The following is a 25,113-nucleotide window of genomic DNA, read 5'->3' as shown; positions in this document are numbered from 1 at the left end:
CCTAGCAAGTGCTTGGTAGGGTAGCCTACGCAGCAGGCTCTGGTTTGGCTAGAGGAGGCATGCGTGGCTCAGGACGGCTTTCGTGACCGTGTGCGCACCTGGCTGGCGGACAACCTGCCGCCGGACTTGCGCGGTTTGGGCGGTCCGGGGCGCGAACACGAGGCTTTCGACGAACGCGTGGAGTGGGAGCGGCGGCTCGCCGCGGCGGGCTGGACCTGCGTCGGCTGGCCGGTCGAGCACGGCGGGCAGGGCGCGACGCTCGAACAGCAGGTCGTCTTCCACGAGGAGTACGCGCGAGCGGACGCCCCGGCGAGGGTGAGTCACCTGGCCCAGGAGCTCCTGGGCCCCACCTTGATCGCGTTCGGTACGCCGGAACAGCGAAAGCGGTTCCTGCCGCCGATCGTGGCCGTCGAGGAACTGTGGTGCCAAGGCTATTCCGAGCCCGGCGCCGGTTCCGACCTCGCCGCCGTGTCGACCACAGCGGCCCTCGAAGGCGACGAGTGGGTACTGCACGGCCAGAAGGTGTGGACGTCGCTCGCGCACGTGGCCGACTGGTGTTTCGTGCTCGCCCGCACCGAGCCCGGCTCGAAACGCCACAAAGGACTGTCCTATTTGCTCGTTCCCCTGCGTCAACCCGGCGTCGAGGTGCGCCCGATCCAGCAGCTCACCGGGACCTCCGAGTTCAACGAGGTCTTCTTCGACGGCGCTCGCACGGCGAAGGACCTGGTCGTCGGGGAACCCGGCGACGGCTGGCGGGTGGCCATGGGCACGCTCGCCTTCGAGCGTGGGGTCGCGACACTCGGCCAGCAGGTCGGCTTCCGCCGGGAACTCGAAGAACTCACCAGGATCGCGCCGGACGATCCGGTGGTCGCGGAGCGGATCGATCGGGCCTGGGTCGGCCTGGAGGTCATGCGGGCCCACGCGATCCGCACACTGGGCGACGCGTCGCCGGGTGTCGCGGAAGTGTCCAAACTGGTCTGGGCGAACTGGCACCGTGACCTCGGAGAGCTGGCGATGCTCGTCCGCGGCGCGCGGGGCATGGTCGCCGAGGACGGGCTCGACGCCTGGCAGCGGCTCTTCCTCTTCACCCGCGCCGACACGATCTACGGCGGCTCCAACGAAATCCAGCGCAACGTCATCGCCGAGCGGGTGCTCGGCCTGCCAAGGGAGGTGCGACCGTGATTCCGGTTCCGAAGTATCCCGAGGGGGCGAACCTCTTGCGGGACAAGGTGGTCGTCGTGACGGCCGCGGCCGGGACCGGGATCGGTTCCGCCGTGGCAAAACGCGCGCTGGAGGAAGGCGCCCGCGTCGTCATCAGCGACTGGCACGAGCGGCGGCTGGGAGAGAAGGCCGCCGAACTCGGCGACGTCCACGCGATTCCCTGTGACGTCACCCAAGAAGAACAGGTCCAGGCACTCATCGACGGCGCCGCCGCGCACTACGGCCGCGTCGACGTGCTCGTCAACAACGCCGGGCTCGGCGGCACCAAGTCCATAGTGGACATGGCCGACGAAGAATGGGCGCGGGTCATCGACGTGACCCTCAACGGCACCTTCCGCGCGACGAGGGCCGCGGTGAAGCGGTTCATCGCGCAGGGCGACGGCGGGGTGATCGTGAACAACGCCTCGGTGATCGGCTGGCGCGCGCAGGCCGGTCAGGCGCACTACGCGGCGGCGAAGGCGGGAGTCATGGCGCTCACCCGCTGCGCGGCCGTCGACGTCGCGGAGCACGGCATCCGGGTCAACGCCGTCGCACCGAGCCTGGCGATGCATCCGTTCCTGGCCAAGGTGACCAGCGAGGAACTGCTCACCGAACTCACCGCGCGCGAGGTCTCGGGGAGGGCGGCGGAACCCTGGGAAGTGGCGAATGTGATGGTGTTCCTCGCCAGTGAGTACTCGTCGTATCTCACCGGCGAGGTCGTGTCCGTGAGTTCCCAGCATGCGTGAGGTACCGATGAAGTCCAGTCCGGGTTCCCGCCGAGCCGAACTGCTCGCCCTGGCGGCGAAGCTGTTCGCCGAGCGCGGTTACGTGTCCACCACCGTGCGGGACATCGCGGACGCGGCAGGAATCCTTTCGGGCAGCCTGTACCACCATTTCGACTCGAAGGAGTCGATGGCCGACGAGATCCTCACCGGATTCCTCGACGAACTCTTCGGCGCCTACGCCGAAATCGTCGCGGAGGGCCGAGGCCCGCGGGAAACGCTGGAAGCCGTCGTCGTGGCGTCGTTCGAATCCATTCACCGGCGGCCCGCCGAGGTGGCGATCTACCAGTCCGAAGCGAAGCACCTGATGCAGTTGCCGCGCTTCGACTACCTCACCGACCGCAACACCGAGTTCCGCAAGCTGTGGAACGCGATCCTCACCGACGGCATCGCGGCCGGCGTCTTCCGCGCCGACCTCGACGTCGAGCTCACCTACCGGTTCATCCGCGACACCGTCTGGGTGGCGGTGCGCTGGTACAACCCCGACGGGACGCTGAGCGCGGACGACGTCGCACAGCAGTACCTCGGGATCCTCCTGGACGGCATCGCGACGAAGACAAGGAAGCGCCGTGGCTGATTCGATGAGCCCTCGGAGGGAAAACGTACCTCGGGCTGAAGCCTACGTACTGGACGCGGTCCGGACACCGGTCGGCAAACGCGGGGGAGGGCTCAGCGGCGTCCACTCCGCCGACCTCGGCGCCCATGTCATCCAGGCCGTCGTCGAACGAGCGGGTGTCGACGCCGATCTGGTCGACGACGTCATCCTCGGCTGCACCGACACACTCGGGCCGCAGTCCGGGAACATCGCGCGGACGGCGTGGCTCGCGGCGGGATTCGGGCACCACGTGCCGGGTGTGACGATCGACCGGCAGTGCGGTTCAAGTCAGCAGGCCGTGCATTTCGCCGCGCAGGCGGTGCTGTCCGGGACGATGGACCTCGTCCTCGCGGGCGGCGTGCAGAACATGAGCGCCATCCCGATCAGCGCGGCGATGCTGGCCGGGCGCGAGTACGGCTTCGAAGACCCGTTCTCCGGTTCGAAGGGCTGGCAGGAGCGGTATGGCAGCGTCGAGGTTTCGCAGTTCCGCAGTGCCGACATGATCGCCGAGCACTGGGATCTGACCCGCGAAGCGATGGAGGAGTACGCCTTCCGCAGTCATCAGCGCGCCGTCGCGGCCATCGACGAAGGCCGGTTCGCCGCCGAAACCGCGCCGTTCGCCGGTGTCGGCCTGGACGAGGGGCCCAGGCGTGACACCAGCTTGGAGCGGATGGCCGGGCTGAAGCCGTTGAGCGAGGGTTCGCGGATCACCGCGGCCGTGGCCAGCCAGATTTCCGACGGCGCCAGCGCGACACTCATCGCGTCGGAGAAGTTCGTCGAGGAACACGGCCTGACTCCGCGCGCCAGGATCCATCACCTTTCGGTGCGGGCGGCCGATCCGGTGTGGATGCTGACCGGGCCGATCCCGGCGACCGCGCACGCGCTGCGGAAAACCGGGCTGGGCATCGGCGACATCGACCTGTTCGAGGTCAACGAGGCGTTCGCGAGCGTCGTCCTGGCGTGGATCGAGGAGACGGGAGCCGATCCGGACCGCGTCAACGTCAACGGCGGCGGCATCGCGCTCGGTCACCCCATCGGCGCGACCGGGACCAAGCTGTTCGCGACCCTGCTGCACGAACTCGAACGACGCGGCGGGCGCTACGGGCTGCAGACGATGTGCGAAGGCGGCGGAACGGCGAACGTCACCATCATCGAGCGGCTCTGACACCCCACACGAGGAGTGCCAAGGCGCTGAATCCCGCGCCGAGCAGGCAAACGCCGGTCCAACCCGCGAAGGCGTAGACGGCCGTGGAGCCGATGGCGCCCAGGCCGCTGCCGACCGAGTAGAAGATCATGTAGCCACCGATCAGCCTGCTGCCGGCGTCCGGCCGGAGCGGGTAGATCAAGGTCTGGCTCGTGACGTGCACGGCCTGGACGGCGAGGTCGAGCAGGATGGCGCCCGCCGCCAGGGCCCACAGTGACGTGCGCGTGAAACCCAGCGGCACCCACGAAAGCAAGAGCAGCCCCAGCGCGAGCCCGGTCGTCCACTGTGCCCGGCCGCGGTCCGCGAGCCGTCCGGCGGGCGCCGCCGCCAGCGCGCCCGCCGCTCCGGCCAGCCCGAACGCGCCGATGGCGGTGTGCGACAGGCCGTCTTCGCTGAGCGGCAAGGCGACGGAACTCCACAGGGTGCCGAACGCGGCGAAGATCAGCAGTGCCAGCGTTCCGCGCGTCCGGAAGACGGGCTCCCTGGCGAACAGCGACACCGTGGAACGCAGTAGCCGCCCGTAACCCATCCCCGTTCCGGCGGGTGCCGAGGCGGGCAGCACGCGGTACAGCACGATCGCGATCAGCACGGTCACGGCGGCGGACGCGAAGTACACCGCCCGCCAGCCCGCGAGGTCGGCCAGCGTGCCGGAAACCGTGCGCGCCAGCAGGATCCCGAGGACGACGCCGGTTGTCACGAGGCCGACCGCGCGCCCGCGCCCGGCGGGGTCGGCCAGCGACGCGGCGAACGCGACGAGGAGCTGCGTGACCACCGCGAGAACACCGATCGCCGCCATCCCGGCGAGCAGGACCACGCCGTTCGCGGCGGTCGCGGCGCCCAGTTCGGCGATCGCCAGCAGCGCCAGCAGGCCGACGACGAGCCGCCGCCGTTCGAGCAGGTCACCGAGCGGGACCAGCAGGAACAGGCCCAGGCCGTAGCCGAGCTGCGTGAGCGTGACGATGCCGCCCACGGTCGACGCGGCGATCCCGAGATCGGCGCCCATGGTGACGAGCAACGGCTGGGCGAAGTAGATCGTGGCGACGGCCGTCCCGGCGGCCACGGCGAACAACAGGACGACTCCGCGGTGCACGAACCCTCCAATGGTTTCAACTTGCTACCACTCGGACGGTAGAACACTGCGGTTGTAAGATGCAACCATGGTGAAACGGACGACGTTCGACGAAGCCCCGTGCCCGGTGGCGCGTTCGGTCGACACGATCGGCGACTGGTGGTCACTCCTGATCGTGCGCGACGCCTTCGACGGCGTCCGCCGTTTCGGGGAGTTCCAGCGCAGCCTGGGCGTCGCGAAGAACATCTTGTCCGCCCGGCTGCGGGCGCTGGTCGGGCACGGGGTGCTCGACGTGGTCCCGGCTTCGGACGGGAGCACCTACAGCGAGTACGTCCTCACGGCGAAAGGCCGCGATCTGTTCCCGGTGATCGTCGCGCTGCGGCAATGGGGCGAGGCGCACTTCTTCGCCGCCGATGAGCCGCGGTCGGAACTGGTGGACCGCGACGGCGGGCGTCCGCTACGGGGGCTGGAGGTCCGTGCCGCGGATGGACGCGTCGTCGGCCCGGACGACACCGTGGTGGTGAAGGCGCACGCGTAGATCGGGGCCCTTCCAGGTGAGTCAAGCCCGGAAGGGCCCCGACCGGATGCGGGGAGCCCGGAGGGCGGTGACCGACGGAGCCCGAATCACCGTCGGTCGCCGGATCCTCCCGGCGTCCCCAGGGGGTGGCGGTGGGAGCGGAGGCCCAGCAACCCACCGCCACCTGAGGGACCGCGGCCGCCGCGCGCGGCCCCGGTCCGGTCGCGGACCCGGGTCACCCGGCGGGTACGCGAGCCCAGGGCATCTCCTCCTGTGCGGGTACGGCCGCGGTCGGGGTGTCGGACAGGAAGTCCCGCTCGAACGGGGCGAGGATGTCCTCCCCGATCGGCGCCGGCTCGCCTGAAGCACCCGAAGCGGCGGAAGCCGCGAACGACGGTTCCGCGGGAGCGGACGTGGGGAACACCGGCTCGGGCACCGGCAGCCGCCGGTCGAGTTCGGCGGTCCAGTGGATCATCGCCTTCGGCCGGTCCCAGCCCGCCGCGCCGATGAGCCTGCCGTCCCGGACGAAACCGGTGACCCCGTCGGACAGTTCGATCGTGTCCTTGCCCAGCGACGGCATCCCGACCGTCTGCAGCCGGGCGTCGTACAGCGACGACCAGGCACGGGGGAGCGGGGTGTACGGCCGCGCGTTGCCCCGGCCCAGCATCAGGCTTTCCGCCGCCGCGCGCCCGGATTCGACGCCGTTCATCCAGTGCTCGACCCGTCGCGGGGTCTCGTCGATCCGCAGGTTCGGCCATTTCGCGACGTCGCCGGCGACCACGACGTCCTCCGCCCCGACGGCGAACAGGGTCGATTCGCACAGGACGCCGTCGTCGATGGTCAGCTCCGAACCGCGCAGCCAGTCCACGGCGGGCACGCTGCCGATCGAGAGCACCACGCAGCTGGCCACCAGGAACTGGTTGTTCGTCAGGTGCAGCCCGACGGTCTCCTTGGTGCTGATCCAGTTCCGCACCTCGGTGTTCATCGCCAGCTTCGCGCGGTGATGCTGGTGTTCCTTGGTGAGCGCCGACGCGATCCGCTCCCCGAAGCGGTGCAGAGGCGCCTTCGCGTGGCCGATGAGCGTGACGTCACGGCCCATGTACCGCATCGACGCGGCGAACTCGTTCCCGATCAGGCCGCTGCCGATCACCACGACGGACTTGTTGCTGTTCCCCAAGGCCCGCCGGACGGCGAGAGAGTCCTCCACGGTGCGCAGCACACGGACCCGGGGGTCGTGGCGCGGCGAGCCGGGGAGATGCCGGGGGTAGACGCCGGTCGCGACGATCAGGCCGTCGTACCAAAGGGACTCCCCGCCGGGCAGGTGCACCGTGCGTTCCTTGGTGTCGAGCCAGGTCGCGCGGGTGCCGAGCCGCCAGTGGACGTCCAGGTCGAGGTACGGCTCCAGGCTCGCGGCCACCGGTTTCACGCCGCCGGTGATGAGCTCCTTCGACACCATCGGCCGGTGGTACGGCTTCCGCGGCTCGTCGCCGACCAGCACGATCTCGCCGTCGAAACCGAGTTCCCGCAGGCGTTCCGCGGAGCGGAGCCCGGCGACGCCCGCACCGACGATGACGATCCGATCTCCGTCACTCATCGTCGTACGCTCCTTCTCCCTTGACTCTGATGGCTTGTTTCGGGCAGAGCCGGGCGGCGGAAATGGCCTGGTCCAGCCCGTCCCGGTCGACCATCCGGCGGATGCGGAGCTTGCCGTCCGGTCCGATCTTGAACGTGGCGGGCGCCTCCATCTCGCAGAAGCCGAAGATCTCGCACCGCTCGTTGTCGACGCTGACGCGAGTGCCGCGCCGCACGCTTCCGAAGATCATTTTTCGTCTCTCCAAGTCGTTTCCGCTCTCGTCAGACCAGTTCCTCGACCAGGCCCAGCCGTTCCAGGTACCGGGTCGGCATGAACCGCAGGACGGTCAGCAACACGACGGGGATGAGCAGGGTGATCCCGCCGAACCACAGGAGGCCGAGGTGGCCGTTGGCCATGGCACCGAAGAACGCGTGCAGCGCCGTGATCGCGACCGCCGGATAGGCGAGCCGGTGGATCCACACGAAACGCCGGTAGGAACTGAACCGGCTGATGCCGCCGGTCAGCGCGACGGCGATCATCACCTCGAGCCCGACGACGCCGAGTTCGTGCCGCGCCAGCGTGCCCGGCAGGAGCGGGATCGAGATCTGCGCGAGGGTGAAGCCGTCGGGCAGGAACAGGAACGACATCGCGTGCACGACGCCGAACGACAGCGTCAGGATGCCGAGCACCATATGCGAGTTGCGCAGTGCCTTCCGCCCGGTCAGCGACTTGATCCAGCCGGTCGCGGTGAACACGCCCCAGCACAGGGTGAGGCACATGAAGCCGTACGAGATCCGGGCGGAGGTCTGCGCCATGCCCTTGATACCGGGGTCGGTGTCCGATTTCTGGGTCAGGACGATCACCACCTCGGACCACTGGTCATACATTGATCTCTCCTGGGGCACTGGGAACCAGTTCTGGTTCGGCGGCGGCCGCGCGTTTGCGGGTCCGGGTGTTCTTGCTGCGCAGGGTCCGGATGGCGAAGAACAGCCCGCCGCCGAGCACCACCGCGAGCAGCAGGCCGAGGGCCAAGTCGCCGAAACCGACGTCCATCGCGGCGTTGGCCGAGTTCGACTGCGGCACCGGCGCTTCCGGCATCAGTGACTGGTCGACCACGCCGGTGCTCTCCAGCAGGGTCATGTGCCGCAGCACCGCCTGGTTGGCCGTGGTGGCGTAGTCGCGGACGACGTCGTTGCGGGTACCGGCCCTGACCTGGGCGATGATGGGGAACAGCACCCCGTGGGCGTACCGGAGCCGGTTGGCGAAGATCCGGTCGAACTCGGTGTCGTCGCGGGCGGCCTTCATCTCGCCGAGCCACGCGGACTGCTGGTCCGACGGCTCGGACGGCAGGGGGATGCCGAACCGGTCGGCGATGGAATGCGTCGCGGTGTCGAGCCTGCCGTGGTCGATCATCAGGGTGCGGCCGACTTCGCGGGTCCGTTTGCTCTTCCCGCGTTCCTGCGCCCACATCCCGGCGGGCATTTCCCACAATCCGGCCAGTTTGACGTTGACGATCAGGTTCTTGTCCGCCGCGGAGAGTTCTTGGGCGTGCGCGTCGTCGGCGGGGCCGAGCAGTGTCACCGCGGCCATCGTCAGCAAAACGATCAGCAGGCGGGAAAACGCGGGGGAGGTGTCAGATGCCGAGGTCATCGGCCTGCCAGGTCTCCGCGGTGAGCAGCACCTTCGTCCCGTCCGGCTTGACCGGGAACCACGCGTCGTCGACGCCCTGCCCGCCGGTGTTGCCGGGCATCGCGTCCTTCGCGTTGCGGTAGAGCGGCCAGCCCGCGAGCGTGACCTGCTCGGTGCCGTCGTCCCTGGTCACGGTGCCGACCAGCGCGCGATCGATACCGGTCACCACGAGGTCGCCGCCTGCTTTCGCAGGAATCCAGGTCCGCGAGCAGGTTTCGGCGCAATTCGACTTGGGCGGATCGACCGTGTCCTTGTCGTAGCGGTAAAGCGTGAAGCCTCCTGTGTCGGTGACGATCGGTCCGAGGTCGAACAGGATCGCCGCGGTGACACCGGGGGCGACGTCGGCCGTGGGGTCGGGCATTCCGGGGATTTCCGCCGCGCCGGCGGCGGGGGCCGCGCCCGGAGAGCCGTTCGGTCCCGCGGTACCGGTGGTGCAGGCCGCGGTCAGCGCGACCACGGCCAAGGTGAGAGTCAGAGGTATGACCGAGCGTGACACGGGGTTCACGGAAATCCTCCTGTCGGGGCCAGAGGAGTGCGCAGTCGCCGCGGGGTGACGGTGCGCAGGCAGGTTTAAGTACACTGTGGACGGTCAAGATCCACAGTGGATTCGGCGGTGCGGGGGACAGCGCCGGGTCGGGGGTCTTCGGTAGGGGATACGGTCACGAGTCGGGAACGGTTCAAAAAACTTTCATCTGGGACAGAACCGGGCGGGAACGGTTTTGGTACTGGACTTATCGCCCCTGATCCCACAAAGATGTGCCGCGTGGGACGCCACTCTCGGATACTGCAGCCAATAGTCGATCATGAACCCGCTTCGAACGGGCATGACGACCTCATCAGGGCGTTGTACCAGGAGTTCGGATCGAGCCTGATGGCGTTCGTGCTGAAGTTGACCGGCCACGATCGCCAGTGGGCCGAGGACGTGGTCCAGGAGACGCTCATCAAGGCGTGGCGCAACGCCGGCAAACTCGACCGGCAGCCGGAAATGCTGCGCGCCTGGCTCTTCACCGTGGCCAGGCGCATCGTCATCGACGGCTGGCGGAGCCGGAGCGCCCGCCCTCAAGAGGTGGAGGAACTCGAGTCGGATTCGATCGGAGTGCCGGACGAATCGGAGAAGACGCTCGCGGCCATGATCGTTTACGAGGCCCTGCGCAATCTTTCCCCGGAACAACGTGAAGCCGTCCAGCAGACCTACCTGCGCGACCGCACCGTGAACGAGGTCGCGGCGACGCTCGGGGTTCCGCCGGGTACGGTGAAATCGCGGATCCACCACGCTGTGCGCGCGCTGCGCAGGGCGTTGCAGGAGCGGGGGTGAGCGAGGTGTCCGGAGCGCCGCACACGGATATCGCCGCCTACGTCCTGGGCGTTCTCGGCGAGGAGGATCACGCCAGGTTCGAGGCGCACCTGCTGGAGTGCCCCGAGTGCCAGGTCGAGCTGGTGGAGATGTACCACCTGCCCGACATCTTGGACATGGTCAAGAAGAGCTGGCCGGATCCGCCCGTGAAGGGCCCCGGGCCGCGGGTGCTGCGGATGCTGCTCGCGGACGCCGCCAAGGCGGGCCGCCGTCGCAAGGTCATCCGGCTCGCGACGGCCGCCGCCGTACTCGTGCTCATCGTCGGCGGCCCGCTCACCGTTCTTTCGCTCACCGACCGTGAACCGGTCATCACGCAGGCCGCGCCCACCGTCGTCACGTCGGTGGTGCCGTTGTCGCCGACCAGGGAGCCCGGCCCGGACGGCGGCGCCGCCCCGTTCGGCTGGTCCGAGGCGGGCAACGCGGTCGCCGCCGAGGTCACGGTCCAGGAGAAGGAGTGGGGCAGCGCGGTCGAGCTAGAACTGCGCGGCCTCATCGGCCCGATGACCTGTCAGCTCTTCGCCTACTCCCACGGTGGAGAGGCCTACGTCGTCAACAACTGGAGTGTGCCGTCCAAGGGCTACGGCGTCCCCGGTTCCCCGGACCCCCTCGTCATCACCGGTTCGACGGCGCTGCAGAAGGCCGACATCGAACGCTTCGAGGTCCACAAGCAGGACGGCACCGTACTGGCCATCGTGCGCCGGTAAAGTTTATAACGGAAAGATAACGGCGGGGTCGCGTTTTGAACCGGCTCCCGGCTGGAACCGTATCTCTCAGTAGCCGGATCTCCCTCGGCGGGCGAACAGAAGGTTCGCCGCGAATTCGGTAATCGGCGTATTCGACAAATGCGTGACTCATGACTGGGTGCGAGTGGTTTTCCGCGCGCCCGGAAACGAATGAGGTGAGCAAGTCAATGGCACGAAATCAAGGGCGTCATCGTATCGCCCGCAGGACCAAGATCGCGACCGCGTTGCTGGGCCTGTCGATCGCGGTCGGTGGACTGGTGGTGTCCACCACGACCGGCGACTCCGACAAGGCCTCCGCGGACGAGGTGGACAAGTCGCAGTTCGTGGACATCGCCAAGGTGCAGCCGAACGTCGACAAACCGCAACAGGGCCGGAACGCGTCCACGGGCTCGTTCACCGTCGACTGCGGCAAGAACGAGAACGGGCATTTCAATCCCGACAACTTCATCGCGCAGCCAGGTATCCGCAACGGCGCGCAGCACCTGCACGACTACGTCGGAAACCTTTCCACCAACGCGGATTCGAACAACAACAGCCTGCTGGGCGCCGGTACCACCTGCCGCAACGGTGACGAATCGGCGTACTTCTGGCCGGTGGTGCGGATCGACACCGAAGAGGAAGGCGAGCAGCAGCAGAACGGCCAGAACCAGCAGGGTGACAAGCAGAACCAGGGCGGCCGGGGCCAGCAGCGTCAGGGCGACCGCAACTCCGGTGGTGGCGGCCAGCCGCAAGGCGACCGCGATCAGAACGGTGACCGGAACCGTCAACAGAACCAGGGCGACGACCGGCAAGGCCGCGACCAGAACAAGCAGAACCAGAACAAGCAGAACCAGAACAACCAGAATCAGAACCAGAACAACGACAACCAGGGCAACCAGAACAACAATCAGGACCAGGCCGAACTGGACGCGCCGAACGCGGACAACGAACTCGCGGGCAACGACGGTGAGATCCAGCGTCCCGCGGTCGTCGACATCACCTTCAAGGGCAACGCCCAGGAGAAGGTGAAGGAGATGCCGAAGTTCCTCCGTATCCTTTACGGTGACGCGAAGGTCACCACGAACGGGCCCGCCAACGCGCGGGAAAGCTGGACCTGCACCGGCTTCGAGGATCGCGTCATCAAGCAGTACCCGATCTGTCCCGAGGGCAGTGACGTCAAGCGGGTGCACACGTTCCCGAGCTGTCTCGACGGCAACAACATCGACAGCGAGAACCACCGGGACCACATCAAGTATCCCGACGAGAACGGCGAGTGCGCGAACGGCTTGACCGCCGTCCCGGAGCTCACCATCTCGCTGACCTACAAGATCCCCCGGGAGATCCAGGTCAACGGGCAGTACAAAGTGGACTCGTTCCCGGAGGAGGACCACAACCCCTTCTCCGACCATGACGATTTCGCGAACGTGATGTCGAACCAGATCATGGATCGCCTCGTCGACTGCGTCAACGAGGGCCGCAAGTGTCGCGAATGACTCGCTGAGTCCACAATGTACTCAATACTTGTAGGACTTTGTTGTGCCCCAACGGTTTCCACTTAAATAGTGATCCAGGTCACCATGGCAATCGTCGCCGTTCGGGGTTATCGTTCACCTCACAACTCCACCAGAGATTTCCGAGAATCGGCGAACAGGAGGAAAAAACTCCGGCCCGGCGGGTCCCCCCTACACCTCACCCACCCGCCGGGCCGGCCCTACTCGGAAACCGATCGACACAACTGAAGAACGCTCCGCAAGCATTCACCCGCCCTGCCGGCGGCTTCCCGAGGGAAGCTCGCCGGCAGGGTTTTTTCGGTAGGTTGGCGGCATGGGTGAGCAGAAGGACCGCATGCTGCGCGGTGAGCTGTACCGGGACAACGACCCCGAACTGGTCGCGGACCGCAGGCGCGCGCAGGCGCTCGTCGACCGTTTCAACGGGACGGGTGCCGAGGAGACCGGTGAGCGGGACACGATTCTGCGGGAACTGCTGGGAAAACTCGGTGAGAGTTCCTGGATCATGCCGCGGTTCCAGTGCGACTACGGCTATCTGATCGAGATCGGCGCCAACAGTTTCCTCAACTACGACGCCATCCTGCTCGACTGCGCCCCGATCAAGATCGGCTCGGACTGCTCGATCGGGCCGCGCTGCCAGCTGCTGACGGCGCTGCATCCGATGGAGGACCACGAGCTGCGGCGGCAGCGCTGGGAGTCGGCCGCGCCGATCACCATCGGGAACAACGTCTGGTTCGGCGGTGGCGTCATCGTGTGCGCCGGGGTCACCGTCGGGGACGACACCGTGGTGGGCGCGGGCAGCGTCGTCACGCGGGACCTGCCGTCGAAGGTGTTCGCGGCGGGGAACCCGGCGCGGGTCATCCGGGAGCTCTGAGGCTCACTTGCCGGACGGCGTGATCCGGGTGCGCCGGATGTGCTCGAAGACCATGGAAGTGCGCACGTCGGCCACCTCGGGGCGTTCGGTCAGCTTGTCGATCACGAAGGCGTAGAGGCTGTCGTTGTCGGGGACGGCCACGTGCAGGATGAAGTCCTCGGTCCCGGTGGTCACGTAGAGGCCGACGATATCGGGCAGCGCGTTGACGAAGTTCCGGAAGTTCTCGATGTTCCGTCGCGAGGGCGGGCGCACCCGCACCGCGATGAGCGCCTGCACCCCGCGGCCGATCGACGGCAGATCCACGTCCAGCAGCGCGCCGCGGATCACTCCGCGCTCGCGCAGGCCGCGGGTGCGGTCCAGTGCGGTGGTCGGCGAAACGCCCACCGCAGCGGCCACCTCGCGGTTGGTCTTCCGTGCGTCCGACTGCAGTTGCGCCAGGATCGCCTGATCAAGTTCGTCCAGTCGCGCCATCTCGGCCCTCTCGCCGTATTAAGTACGAACCCGGTGGACTGTACTCGTATGTCCTCTTAGCTTGGCGTTGTTCATCCGTTGATGTGAGCAGGAGACCAGCTGAATGTCCGAGTACGGTACGGCCATCGGGTTCGCCCCCGACGAGATCGATCCCACCGCGTCCACCCGCTCCGCCAGGTTGAAGTGGGTCATCGTGGTCAACAGCGAGCTGCCGCCAGGGCGCGCGGTCAACGCGGCGGTCTGCACCGCCGTCGCCACCACGAAGGCCGTGTCCGGCCTCCTGGGTGATGAAGCGGTCGACGCCGGCGGCGAGCACTACACCGGCCTGCCGTGGGTTGGCTGCTCGGTCCTGTCGGCCGACGCCGAGAAGCTGCGAGCCATCCGCGCCAAGGCCGCGGCCTCGCCGGGGTGCCACGTCGCGGACATGCCGGCGGTCGCCCAGCAGATCCGGGTCTACGCCGACTTCCTCGCGACGATGAAGGAGATCCCGACCGAGGAGATGGACTTCTGCGCGATCGGCATCGTCGGGCCGCGCAACCGGATCGACAAACTGGTCGGCAAGCTGCCCCTGATGGCGTGACCTTCAGCCCTCGAGAAGGTCCCGCAGCGCTTCGGTGAACTGGGCCGGATTCCGTTGTGGCGCGAGATGTGCCCCGGGCATCTCCGTGAACGGCAGCCCCAGTTCCAGCGCGAGGATCTTCGCGGGGTGGTAGTGGTAGTGCCCCCGGCTGCCGACGCCCGCGACCGGGAAGATCTCGGTCCTGGCCCGCCGCAGCGCCCGCAGATCGGGAAGGTAGTCGAGGATTTCGGACAGTTCGCGGCCGAACAGCCGCTTCCAGTCCTCCTCGTTCGGCAGCCGGATCGCGCGCAGTTCGGGCAGCGCGGCGCCGGCGATCCCGTCGGTGAACCGTTTGAACGCGCCCATCAGATCGCCCGCCTGCGCGAGCCGGACCTGCGCGTTGGCTTCGTCGAGCCAGCCGAGCGCGTCCGGGAGCAGCTGGATGGCGGGAGGCTCGTGGGCGACCAGCGTGGTCGCCGCCTCCGGGTGACGGGCGACGAGGTCGAGGCCGATCAGGGCGCCCGCGCTGGTCCCGAACACGCTCGCGGGCCCGCCGCCGACGTGCTGAAGGACGGCGTAGGCGTCTTCGGCCTGCTTCGGCACGCTGACCGGGCCGGTGCTGGTGTCGGTACTGCGGAAGTGACCGCGCCGGTCGTAGGTGACGACGGTGTAGTCGTCGGCGAGCAGCTTCGTCATCGCCCGGAAGGTGTCCGCCGAACCCAGCCCACCGGCGATCAGGAGCAGCAGCGGCCCTTCGCCGGTGCTGCGGACGTACAGCTCACCGTCCTCGACCGGACAACGACTCTCCGAGATCATGGCCGAAGTCAAGCACAGCGCGTTCGCCCTCTCATCCGGAGGCCAGCCGCCGCAGGACGCCGTCGGCCTCGGCCACGATCGTCTCGATCAGCTCGCCGACCGCGGGCAGGTCGTCCAGCAGGCCGACGACCTGCCCGGACGCCAGTACCCCGGCGCTCCGGTCGCCCTCGACCAGCCCGGCGCGCAGCAACATCGGCGTGTTGGCGGCCATCAAGACCTGCGACCACGTCCGGTCGCCGCCGCGTTTCATCCGCAGCCCTTCGGTGGCCAGCGAGCGCCACGACAGCCCGCTCAGCTTCCGGAACTTCGCGGCGTTGCGGGCGGCGCGGGCGAGCCCGCTCACCGGACCGGCGGACTCGAGCGCGTCGACCAGTTCCGTCCGGAGGACGCGGTGCGGCATCCCGTCCACCTTGCGGGTGACGACGGTGCCGTTGAGGTCACGGGCGAGGTACGCCTGCTTGATCTCGTCGGGGACGGTGCTCTCCCGGGTGAGGAGGAACCGGGTGCCCATGGCGACGCCTGCCGCCCCGTACGCGAGCGCGGCGGCCAGCCCCCGGCCGTCGAAGAAGCCGCCCGCCGCGACCACCGGGATGTCGACGGCGTCCAGAACCGAGGGCAGCAGCAGGGTCGTCGCGACGCCACCGGTGTGCCCGCCACCCTCACCGCCCTGCACGATGACGGCGTCGGCGCCCCAGCCCGCGACCTTCTCCGCGTGCCTGGCCGCGCCGACCGACGGGACGACGAGGACGCCGTTGTCCTTGAGCCGCGCGATCATGTCCTTCTTCGGCGCGAGCGCGAAGGAGGCCACCCGGACCTCCTCGCCGATGAGCAGTTCGACCCGGCGCTGGGCGTCTTCGGCGTCCGCGCGGAGGTTGACGCCGAACGGCCGCGACGTGCGGCTCTTGACCTCCTTGATCGCCGCCGCCAGTTCGTCGTAGGTCATCGTCGCGGACGCGAGGATGCCGAGGCCGCCCGCTTCCGCCGTCGCGGACACCAGCCGCGGTCCGGCGACCCAGCCCATCCCGGTCTGCACGACCGGATGCCGGATTCCGGCCAGTTCGGTCAGCGCGGTCTTCACGACGGGACTTCCTTGTCCCGCTGGGACTTCGGGTCGAGGCTGGTCCGGATCAGGAGCAGCTCGGACTCGGTCGGCAGCCGGGATTCCGTGACGTCGCCGGTGATCAGCGGGAACGACGTCGCCTCGACGACCTCGTCCACGGAAACCCCCGGATGCACGGAGAGCAACCTCGGGGCGTGGTCTTCGCCGCCGAAGTCCAGGACGCCGAGGTTGGTGACGACGCGATGGACGTCGTGATAGCGCAGACCCGCCTCGCGTGCCCTGGCGTAGCCGACGCCGGACACGATGTCGACCTGATCGACGAAGACCCGCTTGCTGTGCCGCGGAACCCAGTAACTCGTGCGGTGGTTCGCCGTGTTGCCCGGCCCGCCGCGCACACCGAGGAGTTGTTTCTTCGGCTGGGAATGGTCGCCGATCGCCGAGATGTTCTGGTTGCCCTCGCCGTCGATCTGGTTGGCGCCCATCACCACATGGCGTTTTCCGCGCGGCACCACGGTGTCGAGGACCTTGCGGAACGGTTGCCAGCCTTCGACGACGGCTTCGGGGGTCATCAGGTACGCCTCGCCGTCGGAGAGCAGGATGTCCGGTTCGAAGGTCAGCCTGGCGAGCCTCGCGCCCAGCGACGGGATGAAACCCATGGGGCTCACCACGATCTCGCCGTCGCCGCGGAACAATTCGGCGCAGGCCACGACGGCGATCTCGGCGCGCGTTGCGTCACTCATGCGGACTCCCCGAATTCGGCGACGGCCTTTTGGTAGTGGGCTTCGTCCCCCGACAGGAACCGGTCCACGAACCCGGGCCACGCGTCGAGATCCTTGGCCGCTTCGGCGTAGTGGCGCTGGAAGTTTTCGTCGCGTCCGTAGTCCGGGACGGCGGTGGTGAAGTGCGCGCCGTTCGGTGTTTCGGCGACCCCGGTGACGAGCATCCGGCTCAGCAGCAGGCTTTGCACCGGCCCCGCTTCGGTGAGTTCGGCCGTCTCCACGATTTTTTCCGTGGACACGTAACACTTGTCGGCGGCGAGCGCGAACAGTTCGTCGAAGTACGGATCCGGTCCGAGGTACTGCGCGTTGCCCCGGGCGTCGGCGCGGTTGAGGTGGACGAGGGCCGCGTCGAGCTCGATCGCGGGCACGGCCAGCAGTTCTTCGGCGTCGTCGTACGGGGACCGGACGGTGCGCAGCGACGGGTTCAGGTCCATCACGCCGGAACCGAGGCCCGCGCGCGTCGGCAGGAACGGAAGTCGTTGCGCGGCCGCGGAAAGGCCGGTCCCGAAGACGCCTTCGTCGTACTCGGTGACGGTGATCGTCCCGGACTCCCGTGCCCGGGAGAACCACGGGTCGTAGGGGATCGTGTCCAGGGTGACGAAGCCGAAGACGAGGTGTTTGAGCTTGCCCGCCGAGGCCAGCAACCCGACGTCCGGGCCGCCGTAAGAGACCACGGTGAGATCCTTGAGCGGTGAGCGCAGGATCGCGCGCACCAGCGCCATGGGCTTGCGTCGGGAGCCCCAGCCGCCGATCCCGATGGTCATGCCGTCCTCGAGTTCGCCGACGATCTCGTCCGGCGTCATCCGCTTGTCGGCCATCACTTCCCCTTACCGTCCAAGAACTCCTGGCGCGCGCCGTCGGACACGCCCGCCAGGTTGAGTTCGAAGGTGAATCCCTGCTCGAAGCGATAGCTGCGATGCACGGGCTGGACGTCGATGCCGTTGATGGCCTGTTTCGCCGCGCGGATCACGCGGGTGTCCTTCGCCGCGATCTGCCTCGCCAGGCCGAGCGCGGTCTCGTCGAGTTCGTCCCGCGAGACCACGGCATAGACCGAACCGTGGTGGTGCAACTGGTCCGCGGTGATCGTCGAAGCCGTGTAGTACAACGCCCGCATCAGATGCTGGGGGACCAGCCGCGCGAGATGCGTCGCCGCGCCGAGTGCGCCGCGATCGACCTCGGGGAGCCCGAAGGTCGCGTCGTCGCTGGCGACCACGACGTCCGCGTTGCCGACCAGGCCGACCCCGCCGCCGAGGCAGAAGCCCTGCACCGCGGCGATCACCGGGACCGCGCAGTCGTACACGGCGGAGAACGCCGCCGCGCAGCCCTCGTTCGCGCCGATCAGCGCGCTGTATCCCGGATCGCGCTGGATCTCCTTGATGTCGACTCCGGCGTTGAACCCGCGGCCTTCCGCGCGCAGCACCACGACATGCGTCGAGGGATCTCGCCCGGCCTCGGTGACGGCGGAGGCGAGGGCGAACCACCCCTTCACGCTCAGCGCGTTCACCGGGGGCGCGTCGACCGTGACCACGGCGATGCCGGGCTCCGGTGAGTGGGTGGAAACGCTCATCGTGCACCCTTCCGCTACCAAACCTAGCACTTGCTTGGTACGTTAGCAGGACACCCGGCCCGGGTACAGCGACCGTGAAGGAGGCCCGGTATGGCACTCGAACTCCGGCTCGACGGCGCCGTGGTGCTGGTGACCGGCGGCGTACGCGGCGTCGGCGCCGGTGTCACCAGGACTTTCCTGCGCGCGGGCGCCGAAGTCGTCACCTGCGCCCGCACCGAACCCGAACACCCGGTCCGCGCCGGAGACCGGGCGTCGACGTTCATTTCGTGCGACGTCCGCGACGCGGGAGAGGTCGACGCGCTCTTCGAGGAGATCTTCCGGCGTCACGGCAGGCTCGACGTCGTGGTCAACAACGCGGGCGGCGCGCCGTTCGCCGAGGTGGCGAACGCGTCACCGCGGTTCCACGAGAAGATCGTCGCGCTGAACCTGCTGGCGCCGTTGACCGTCGCCCGCGCGGCGAACGCGATCATGCAGCGCCAGGAAAGCGGCGGCGTCATCGTGAACATCAGCAGTGTCAGCGCGACGAGACCGTCGCCGGGGACGGCGTCCTACGGCGCGGCGAAAGCGGGCCTCGACAACCTGACAGCGACGCTCGCCGTCGAGTGGGCGCCGAAGGTGCGGGTCAACGCGCTCGACGTCGGCATGGTGCGGACGGAGCACTCGCATCTGCATTACGGCGACGAAGCCGGGATCGAGGCCGTGGGCGCGACAGTCCCGTTAGGACGGTTGGCCGAACCCGACGAGATCGGTTCCTGCGCGGTGTTCCTGGCGTCCCCGCTGGCCTCCTATGTCAGCGGTGCCTGCCTGACCGTGCACGGCGGGGGAGAGGTTCCTGCCTTCCTCGCCGCCTCCAATTCGATGGTCAAAGAACGAAAGGAGCCGGTGTGAGCGGGATCGCCGACGGCCGGATCGTGGTGGTGACCGGTGCCGGTCGCGGCATCGGACGGGCGCACGCGCTCGCGTTCGCCGCCGAGGGCGCGCGGGTGGTGGTGAACGACCTCGGCGCCGGGATCGACGGCAGCGGCGGGTCGGCGGGGCCGGCGCAGGACGTCGTCGACGAGATCGAGGCGCTCGGCGGCAAGGCGATCGCGAACACCGACGACATCGCTTCCTGGGACGGCGCCGCCGCGTTGGTGCGGACCGCCGTCGAAACCTTCGGCGGGCTGGACGTCCTGGTCAACAACGCGGGATTTCTGCGCGACCGGATGCTGGTCAACCTCGGCGAGGACGAATGGGACGCGGTCATCCGGGTCCACCTGAAGGGGCATTTCGCGCCGACGCGGCACGCCGCCGAGTACTGGCGGGCGGAGTCCAAGGCGGGCCGGACGCGGACCGCGCGGGTGATCAACACCAGTTCCGGTGCGGGTCTGCTCGGCAGTGTCGGGCAGGGGAACTACGCGGCCGCGAAGGCCGGGATCCTGGGCCTCACCCTGGTCGCGGCCACCGAATTCGGGCGTTACGGCGTCACCGTGAACGCGATCGCCCCGGCCGCCCGCACCCGGATGACCGAAGAGGCGTTCGCCGACGACATGGCCGCGCCGGAGGCCGGTTTCGACGCCATGGCCCCGGAAAACGTGTCACCGCTGGTGGTGTGGCTCGGCAGCGAGGAGTCGTCCGGGGTGACCGGGCGGGTGTTCGAGGTCGACGGTGGACGCGTCTCGATCGCGCAGGGCTGGCGGCACGGGACGGTGCGGGACAAGGGATCCCGGTGGGCGCCCGCCGAACTCGGCCCGGTCGTGACCGAGTTGCTGGCGGAGGCGCCCGTTCCCGAACCTGTTTACGGGGCTTAGAGCCGCCGCTCAAGCGTCCCTGGTGAGGTCCCGGACCTCGGGCCGCGCGTGGAACCCGGCCGACTTGTAGGTCGCGACGGCGGCGACGTTCGAACTCGGTGTGCCCAGGGCCGCGCTCGACGAGCCGAGCTCCTGGAGCGCGGCCGCCGCGGCGACGGTGATCGCCTTGCCGTATCCGTGGCCGCGATGGTCCCGGTGCACCCCCATCGGCTCGAGTATCCCGGGCTTCCCCGCGCCCGCGGACCACACGGCGACCGCCGCGACGGCGTCGCCCCGCTCGTCGTACCCGGCCAGGTACCGGGAGTCGGCGTACGGCGCACCGGTCGCCATCGCGCGCCACTTCTCGGGAGTGAACGTCGAGCCGTCGAACGCTCCTCGCATCACGTCGGCCCATACGTGGCAGTTGTCCGGTCCGATCGGCTCGATCCGCAGGTCCGGGGCCTTCACCGGGTCGGCGAGATCGCGGCTCAGCGGCGTCCACGGTTCGCCGGTGCGCCAGCCGTGCCCGGGCAGCAGATCCTGGAGCAGAGCGTCCATCGGCGCCTCGACGGCCACCTCTCCCGGCGGCAGCACACCGCGTTCCGGCGCGATCACGTCTTCGGCCATCCGCCGCGCCAGTTCCTCGTCCCGGCGGACATCGGGCGCGGTCGTCAGGCGCAGGAGGTCGGCTCCGTCCAGGAGCCCGACGGCGAGAATCCGCCCGTTCCGGCGCCAGATCCGGACCGCCGCGGCCGTGGCCTCCGCCCCGGAGCGCCAGAACCAGCCGAGGTCACCGGGATGCAGTTGCCATGCCACCCCTTCGGACTGCCAGTCCCGCAGCGCGGCCACGGCCTCGTCCAGTCCGTCGATGTCCGGCTTTTCCACGGTGATCGCCATGCCCGTGATCACACACCACGCCGCGAAGAGTCGCATCCGGTTTTCGGCGAGGCCAAGATGGGGACGTGACGTCACTTCAGCGCCGTCTCTGGGAAGCGGTCGAGCCACTGCACGCCGTCGTCTACTTCGCCCCGGAGACGGCGGCCGCGGCCAAGGCGGTGGGCCTGCCGGGTTGGTGGATGGGCTATTTCGCCGGGCGCGTGGCGCCACTCGGGCCACTGCCGGAACCACCCGTGACGGCGATGCTCTTCGGCTTCGCGCCGCGTATGGTCGCGCGATCCATGCCCGACGCCTGGAAGTACGCCGAGCCTGCGGCGGTGCTCCAGAGCCGGATGGACGCCGTCGAGGTCGCGCTGGGCCGGATCCTGCCCGCCGACGCGCCTTGGGGGGGGAACTCGCCGATCTGCTCGAACAAGCCGTCACCGGATGCGACTACCCGGCAAGGCCGCTCGCCGCCGCTTGGTCCGCGGTCGCCCGGCCCGTGAGTGCGGTGGGGCGCGTGTGGCTGGCGGCGACGGTGTTGCGCGAGCATCGCGGGGACGGTCACGTGCTTTCCGCCGTCGCAGCCGGGCTGCGCGGGCTCGACACCACACTGACCCACATCGGAAGCGGGGCGGTGACGCGCGAGGTCATCCAGAGCAACCGCGGCTGGTCCGACGAAGACTGGGACGAGAGTGTCGCGCGGCTTCGCGAGCGGGGTGTCCTCGACGGCGATCTGCGGCTCACCGGCTCGGGAATCGCGCTGCGCCAACGGATCGAGGACGAGACCGACCGCCTCGCCACCGGTCCTCTCGACGCGTTGGGTGAGGACGGTGCCGCCGGGGTCCTGCGGATCGCCGTGCCGCTCAGCCGCCGCGTCTTCGACGCCGGTGCGATCCCGCTGCCGAATCCGATGGGGGCACCTCGGCCCTGACCGCTCGAAACTGTCGGCCCCCGGTGGGACGCTGTTCCCCATGGCGACGTGGCAGCGATTCAGTGAAGAGGCACCCGCGCTGGCGGAGAAGATCAAAGAGCGGTTCACCGCGACGAAATCGCATGTGCTGGCGACGGTCCGGAAGGACGGCTCGCCCCGGGTCAGCGGCAGTGAGGTCGATTTCCGCGAACGGGATCTGCTGATCGGTTCGATGATCGACGCGATGAAGGCGAAGGATCTGCGGCGTGACGGCAGGTTCGCGATCCACGCCGCCTCGGCGATCGACGAGGGCGGCGCGGACGCGAAGGTGTCGGGCAAGGCCGTCGAGATCACCGATCCGGCGGAGGTCGCCCGCCTGCAGGGTGACGACGGGGAGGCCCACGTCTTCCGGCTCGACCTCACCGAGGTGGTGCTGACCTGGGTCGAGGGCAACACCATCTATTTCGACTTCTGGAAGGAGGGCCAGGGGAGCAAAAGGCTCGCGAGGCCGGACAACGGTCCGGTGGTCGAGGTCGCGCTGGACTAGGCCACGGCGCTAGATCCGCTCGATGATGGTGCCGGTGGAAAGCGCGCCGCCGGCGCACATCGTCACCAGGGCGGTGCTCGCGTCGCGGCGTTCCAGTTCGTGCAGCGCCGTGGTCAGCAGGCGGGCACCGGTGCTGCCGACGGGATGCCCGAGCGCGATCGCGCCACCGTTCACGTTGACCTTGTCCTCGTCGGGCCGGTGCACCCGTTGCCACGACAACACGACCGAAGCGAAGGCCTCGTTGACTTCGAAGAGGTCGAGGTCGCCGATCGTCATCCCCGCCTTGGCCAGGACGCGTTCGGTCGCCTGCACGGGACCGTCGAGGTGGTAGTACGGCTCCGCGCCGACCAAAGCCTGCGAGACGATCCGAGCTCGCGGCTTGAGGCCCAGTGCCCGGGCCCGGTCCGAGTCCATCAGGAGGAGCGCGGCCGCGCCGTCGGAGATCTGCGAAGACGTCCCTGCCGTGTGCACGCCGCCTTCGAGGACGGGCTTGAGCTTGGCGAGGCCCTCGACGGTCGTGTCGCGCAGGCCTTGATCGCGGGTCACCAGCCGGGTCTCGCCGGTGGGGGAGCCGTCCTCGCCGAGCACGGGTGCCTTCACCGCGACGACCTCGCGGTCGAAGTGCCCGGCGGCCCACGCGGCGGCGGCCTTGGCCTGCGACGCCGTCCCGAACCGGTCGACGTCGTGGCGGGTGATGCCGCGGCGTTCCGCGATCCGCTCGGCGGCGCCGTACTGGTTCGGCATGTCTATCGACCAGGACTCCGGCCGCGGGGTGCCGATGCCCTCGCCGCGGTTCGCGCCCAGCGGTACCCGGCTCATCGCCTCGACGCCGCAGGAAACACCTGCGTCGATCGCCCCGGCCGCGATGAGCCCGGCGATCAGATGGGTCGCCTGCTGCGCCGAGCCGCATTGGGCGTCGATGGTGGTCGCGCCGGTGGTCTCGGGGAGGCCGGCGTGCAGCCACGCCGTCCGCGTGACGTTGCCCGCCTGCTCGCCCGCCTGGGTCACCGCGCCGCCGATCGCCTGCTCGACCAGCGCGGGGTCCAGCCCCGCGCGCTCGAGCAGGGCGCGCTGCGCCGCGCCGAGGATCTCGGCGGCATGCAGCCCCGCCAGGTGACCCCTGCGCTTGCCGACAGGGGTGCGGACCGCCTCGACGATCACCGGACTACCCACGTTCGCCTCCTGGGAAAACACTGTTCACTACCGAAAAAGTAGAACACGTTCTCGATTTGAGCAAGTCATCCCAGGGCCGACTGCTTTTTGATCATTGGTCGCAGTTCCCGCTTCTCGTCGCGCTTCCCCGGGTCGACTCGGTCGAGTTAACAGGTTTCACTAAAAGGTCTTCACTTGGTAAACGCCGTATGCTTCAATCGGGCTAGAACGTGTTTCATTGGCGAACCGCGTAGGAGGTAGCCCGTGGCCGCTCCGCTGATCCCCGCCGGTTTCGATTTCACCGATCCGGATCTGTACGCCACCAGACTGCCTCTGGAGGAGTTCGCCGAACTCCGCCGGACGGCGCCGGTCTGGTGGAACCCGCAGCCGCACAACACCGCGGGCTTCCGCGATGACGGCTACTGGGTCGTCAGCCGGCTCGAGGACGTCAAAGCGGTGTCGAGGGACAGCGAGCTGTTCTCCTCGCGGGAGAAGACCGCGATCATCCGCTTCGACGAGAACATGACCGACGACAGCCTCGAAGCGAACCGTCTGGTCCTGCTCAACATGGACGCCCCGCAGCACACCAAGCTGCGGCGCATCGTGTCGAAGGGCTTCACGCCGAGGTCGATCGCGAAACTCGAGGACACTTTGCGCGATCGCGCGGAGAAGATCGTCAGCGAAGCCAAGAAGAAGGGCTCCGGTGACTTCGTCGTCGACGTCGCCTGCGAACTTCCCCTGCAGGCCATCGCCGAACTGATCGGCATCCCGCAGGAAGACCGGATGAAGGTCTTCGACTGGTCCAACCAGATGGTCTCCTACGACGACCCCGAGTACGAGGTCGAGCCGCTCGCCGCGTCGGCGGAGATCGTCGGCTACGCCTGGAACATGGCCGAAGAACGCCGCAAGTGCCCGATGGACGACATCGTCACGAAGCTGATCCAGGCCGACGTCGACGGTGAATCGCTGGCCTCCGACGAGTTCGGCTTCTTCGTCATTCTGCTCGCCGTCGCGGGCAACGAGACGACGCGCAACGCGATCACCCACGGCATGAAGGCGTTCCTGGACCACCCCGATCAGTGGGAGCTGTACAAGAAGGAGCGGCCGAAGACCGCGCCGGACGAGATCGTCCGCTGGGCCACCCCGGTGGTCGCCTTCCAGCGCACCGCGACCCGGGACACCGAACTCGGCGGGCAGCACATCCGCAGGGGCGACCGGGTCGGGATGTTCTACAGCTCCGCGAACTTCGACCCGGACCACTTCGACGAGCCGGAGAAGTTCGACATCCTCCGCGAGGACAACCCGCACGTCGGCTTCGGCGGCACGGGCTCGCACTACTGCATCGGCGCCAACCTCGCGCGCCTGGAAATCGACCTGATCTTCAACGCCATCGCCGACGTCATGCCGAATATCAGCGAGGTCTCCGAGCCGGACCGGTTGCGGTCGAGCTGGCTCAACGGGATCAAGCACTACCAGGTGCGCTATGCCTGATCAAACGGTCTGATCGGCCCGGACCG

The 25,113-nt window shown here is 68.6% G+C and carries 28 protein-coding genes and 1 pseudogene; 15 read left to right on the top strand and 14 right to left on the bottom strand.

Annotated elements, in window-relative coordinates; all coding sequences use genetic code 11:
• Nucleotides 1-63 precede the first annotated feature (63 nt).
• Genes ACLJPX_RS24475 through ACLJPX_RS24460 form a run of 4 tightly spaced genes read left to right on the top strand, consistent with a single transcriptional unit; the run spans nt 64 to nt 3,742 of the window.
• The gene (locus tag ACLJPX_RS24475; protein ID WP_410602123.1) at nt 64-1,182 is read left to right on the top strand and encodes an acyl-CoA dehydrogenase family protein; all 1,119 of its coding nucleotides are present in this window, start codon (nt 64-66) and stop codon (nt 1,180-1,182) included.
• Nucleotides 1,179-1,946, top strand: a complete 768-nt coding sequence (locus ACLJPX_RS24470) for an SDR family oxidoreductase (protein ID WP_410602121.1) — start codon at nt 1,179-1,181, stop codon at nt 1,944-1,946. The genes ACLJPX_RS24475 and ACLJPX_RS24470 overlap by 4 nt, the downstream gene beginning before the upstream one ends.
• A gap of 7 nt (nt 1,947-1,953) precedes the next feature.
• A complete protein-coding gene (locus tag ACLJPX_RS24465) occupies nt 1,954-2,559 on the top strand; it encodes a TetR/AcrR family transcriptional regulator (RefSeq protein WP_410602574.1) in 606 nt (201 codons plus the stop codon).
• Nucleotides 2,560-2,563: 4 nt separating this feature from the next.
• Nucleotides 2,564-3,742 (top strand): acetyl-CoA C-acetyltransferase, encoded by a 1,179-nt coding sequence (locus ACLJPX_RS24460; protein WP_410602572.1) that lies wholly within the window; start codon nt 2,564-2,566, stop codon nt 3,740-3,742.
• On the opposite strand, the gene ACLJPX_RS24455 is transcribed toward ACLJPX_RS24460, so the two are convergent.
• Complete coding sequence (locus ACLJPX_RS24455) at nt 3,726-4,871, bottom strand: MFS transporter (protein WP_410602120.1); 1,146 nt, start codon at nt 4,869-4,871, stop codon at nt 3,726-3,728. The two genes, ACLJPX_RS24460 and ACLJPX_RS24455, sit on opposite strands and share 17 nt — an antisense overlap.
• 67 nt (nt 4,872-4,938) lie before the next feature.
• Here ACLJPX_RS24455 and ACLJPX_RS24450 point away from each other — a divergent pair, with 67 nt between their 5' ends.
• Nucleotides 4,939-5,388 (top strand): winged helix-turn-helix transcriptional regulator, encoded by a 450-nt coding sequence (locus ACLJPX_RS24450; RefSeq protein WP_101606535.1) that lies wholly within the window; start codon nt 4,939-4,941, stop codon nt 5,386-5,388.
• A 214-nt stretch (nt 5,389-5,602) separates the two neighbouring features.
• Here the strand turns inward: ACLJPX_RS24450 and ACLJPX_RS24445 are convergent, their stop codons facing one another.
• From ACLJPX_RS24445 to ACLJPX_RS24425, 5 genes are read right to left on the bottom strand one after another with little or no spacing between them, the layout of a single operon-like run.
• Nucleotides 5,603-6,961 carry an NAD(P)/FAD-dependent oxidoreductase gene (locus ACLJPX_RS24445; RefSeq protein WP_410602119.1) on the bottom strand — a complete coding sequence of 453 codons (1,359 nt, stop codon included), beginning with the start codon at nt 6,959-6,961 and terminating at the stop codon, nt 5,603-5,605.
• Complete coding sequence (locus ACLJPX_RS24440; protein WP_005164337.1) at nt 6,954-7,190, bottom strand: ferredoxin; 237 nt, start codon at nt 7,188-7,190, stop codon at nt 6,954-6,956. Before ACLJPX_RS24440 ends, ACLJPX_RS24445 begins: the two co-directional genes overlap by 8 nt.
• 31 nt (nt 7,191-7,221) lie before the next feature.
• Complete coding sequence (locus tag ACLJPX_RS24435; protein WP_101606537.1) at nt 7,222-7,827, bottom strand: ferric reductase-like transmembrane domain-containing protein; 606 nt, start codon at nt 7,825-7,827, stop codon at nt 7,222-7,224.
• Nucleotides 7,820-8,590: a DUF4142 domain-containing protein gene (locus ACLJPX_RS24430; RefSeq protein WP_410602117.1), complete on the bottom strand. Its 771-nt coding sequence runs from the start codon at nt 8,588-8,590 to the stop codon at nt 7,820-7,822. The genes ACLJPX_RS24435 and ACLJPX_RS24430 overlap by 8 nt, the downstream gene beginning before the upstream one ends.
• Entirely contained in the window at nt 8,574-9,134 is a 561-nt protein-coding gene (locus ACLJPX_RS24425; RefSeq protein ID WP_410602116.1) for a hypothetical protein, read from the bottom strand. Before ACLJPX_RS24425 ends, ACLJPX_RS24430 begins: the two co-directional genes overlap by 17 nt.
• A 258-nt stretch (nt 9,135-9,392) precedes the next feature.
• On the opposite strand from ACLJPX_RS24425, the gene ACLJPX_RS24420 reads away from it, so the two are divergent.
• From ACLJPX_RS24420 to ACLJPX_RS24405, 4 genes are all read left to right on the top strand, one after another.
• Complete coding sequence (locus tag ACLJPX_RS24420; RefSeq protein WP_034317190.1) at nt 9,393-9,944, top strand: sigma-70 family RNA polymerase sigma factor; 552 nt, start codon at nt 9,393-9,395, stop codon at nt 9,942-9,944.
• Complete coding sequence (locus ACLJPX_RS24415) at nt 9,941-10,687, top strand: anti-sigma factor family protein (RefSeq protein ID WP_410602114.1); 747 nt, start codon at nt 9,941-9,943, stop codon at nt 10,685-10,687. Before ACLJPX_RS24420 ends, ACLJPX_RS24415 begins: the two co-directional genes overlap by 4 nt.
• A 206-nt stretch (nt 10,688-10,893) precedes the next feature.
• Nucleotides 10,894-12,198, top strand: a complete 1,305-nt coding sequence (locus tag ACLJPX_RS24410) for a DUF1996 domain-containing protein (protein ID WP_410602113.1) — start codon at nt 10,894-10,896, stop codon at nt 12,196-12,198.
• A gap of 331 nt (nt 12,199-12,529) precedes the next feature.
• On the top strand, nt 12,530-13,087 hold the full coding sequence (locus tag ACLJPX_RS24405; RefSeq protein ID WP_410602112.1) for a sugar O-acetyltransferase: 558 nt from the start codon (nt 12,530-12,532) through the stop codon (nt 13,085-13,087).
• A 3-nt stretch (nt 13,088-13,090) separates the two neighbouring features.
• Here ACLJPX_RS24405 and ACLJPX_RS24400 read toward each other — a convergent pair whose 3' ends face one another.
• Complete coding sequence (locus tag ACLJPX_RS24400) at nt 13,091-13,558, bottom strand: Lrp/AsnC family transcriptional regulator (RefSeq protein WP_101606544.1); 468 nt, start codon at nt 13,556-13,558, stop codon at nt 13,091-13,093.
• 103 nt (nt 13,559-13,661) lie between these two features.
• Between ACLJPX_RS24400 and ACLJPX_RS24395 the strand changes: the two genes are divergently transcribed.
• Nucleotides 13,662-14,138: a DUF2000 domain-containing protein gene (locus ACLJPX_RS24395; RefSeq protein ID WP_410602111.1), complete on the top strand. Its 477-nt coding sequence runs from the start codon at nt 13,662-13,664 to the stop codon at nt 14,136-14,138.
• A 3-nt stretch (nt 14,139-14,141) separates the two neighbouring features.
• Here ACLJPX_RS24395 and ACLJPX_RS24390 read toward each other — a convergent pair whose 3' ends face one another.
• From ACLJPX_RS24390 to ACLJPX_RS24370, 5 genes are read right to left on the bottom strand one after another with little or no spacing between them, the layout of a single operon-like run.
• Complete coding sequence (locus ACLJPX_RS24390; protein WP_410602110.1) at nt 14,142-14,933, bottom strand: alpha/beta fold hydrolase; 792 nt, start codon at nt 14,931-14,933, stop codon at nt 14,142-14,144.
• Between the two features lie 31 nt (nt 14,934-14,964).
• A complete protein-coding gene (locus tag ACLJPX_RS24385) occupies nt 14,965-16,011 on the bottom strand; it encodes an NAD(P)H-dependent flavin oxidoreductase (protein ID WP_410602109.1) in 1,047 nt (348 codons plus the stop codon).
• A complete protein-coding gene (locus ACLJPX_RS24380) occupies nt 16,008-16,733 on the bottom strand; it encodes a CoA-transferase subunit beta (RefSeq protein ID WP_410602108.1) in 726 nt (241 codons plus the stop codon). The genes ACLJPX_RS24385 and ACLJPX_RS24380 overlap by 4 nt, the downstream gene beginning before the upstream one ends.
• A complete protein-coding gene (locus tag ACLJPX_RS24375; protein ID WP_410602107.1) occupies nt 16,730-17,590 on the bottom strand; it encodes a CoA transferase subunit A in 861 nt (286 codons plus the stop codon). The genes ACLJPX_RS24380 and ACLJPX_RS24375 overlap by 4 nt, the downstream gene beginning before the upstream one ends.
• Nucleotides 17,590-18,339: an enoyl-CoA hydratase family protein gene (locus tag ACLJPX_RS24370; RefSeq protein WP_101606550.1), complete on the bottom strand. Its 750-nt coding sequence runs from the start codon at nt 18,337-18,339 to the stop codon at nt 17,590-17,592. The genes ACLJPX_RS24375 and ACLJPX_RS24370 overlap by 1 nt, the downstream gene beginning before the upstream one ends.
• Before the next feature lie 90 nt (nt 18,340-18,429).
• Here ACLJPX_RS24370 and ACLJPX_RS24365 point away from each other — a divergent pair, with 90 nt between their 5' ends.
• A complete protein-coding gene (locus ACLJPX_RS24365; RefSeq protein WP_410602106.1) occupies nt 18,430-19,227 on the top strand; it encodes an SDR family oxidoreductase in 798 nt (265 codons plus the stop codon).
• Nucleotides 19,224-20,129: an SDR family oxidoreductase gene (locus ACLJPX_RS24360; protein WP_410602105.1), complete on the top strand. Its 906-nt coding sequence runs from the start codon at nt 19,224-19,226 to the stop codon at nt 20,127-20,129. The genes ACLJPX_RS24365 and ACLJPX_RS24360 overlap by 4 nt, the downstream gene beginning before the upstream one ends.
• 9 nt (nt 20,130-20,138) lie before the next feature.
• Here ACLJPX_RS24360 and ACLJPX_RS24355 read toward each other — a convergent pair whose 3' ends face one another.
• Entirely contained in the window at nt 20,139-21,005 is an 867-nt protein-coding gene (locus ACLJPX_RS24355) for a GNAT family N-acetyltransferase (RefSeq protein ID WP_410602104.1), read from the bottom strand.
• Between the two features lie 65 nt (nt 21,006-21,070).
• On the opposite strand from ACLJPX_RS24355, the pseudogene ACLJPX_RS24350 reads away from it, so the two are divergent.
• A pseudogene (locus ACLJPX_RS24350) lies at nt 21,071-21,918 on the top strand (SCO6745 family protein).
• Between the two features lie 40 nt (nt 21,919-21,958).
• Entirely contained in the window at nt 21,959-22,444 is a 486-nt protein-coding gene (locus ACLJPX_RS24345; RefSeq protein WP_410602103.1) for a pyridoxamine 5'-phosphate oxidase family protein, read from the top strand.
• 9 nt (nt 22,445-22,453) lie between these two features.
• Here ACLJPX_RS24345 and ACLJPX_RS24340 read toward each other — a convergent pair whose 3' ends face one another.
• Complete coding sequence (locus tag ACLJPX_RS24340) at nt 22,454-23,617, bottom strand: steroid 3-ketoacyl-CoA thiolase (RefSeq protein ID WP_410602102.1); 1,164 nt, start codon at nt 23,615-23,617, stop codon at nt 22,454-22,456.
• Nucleotides 23,618-23,860: 243 nt separating this feature from the next.
• Between ACLJPX_RS24340 and ACLJPX_RS24335 the strand changes: the two genes are divergently transcribed.
• On the top strand, nt 23,861-25,087 hold the full coding sequence (locus ACLJPX_RS24335; protein ID WP_410602101.1) for a cytochrome P450: 1,227 nt from the start codon (nt 23,861-23,863) through the stop codon (nt 25,085-25,087).
• The last annotated feature ends 26 nt before the right edge of the window (nt 25,088-25,113 follow it).

Origin of the sequence: Amycolatopsis sp. lyj-90, from assembly GCF_046549035.1 — a bacterium.
GTDB lineage: Bacteria > Actinomycetota > Actinomycetes > Mycobacteriales > Pseudonocardiaceae > Amycolatopsis.
Note: the sequence above shows the minus strand (reverse complement) of the source record. Positions and strands in the feature narration are given on the sequence as shown.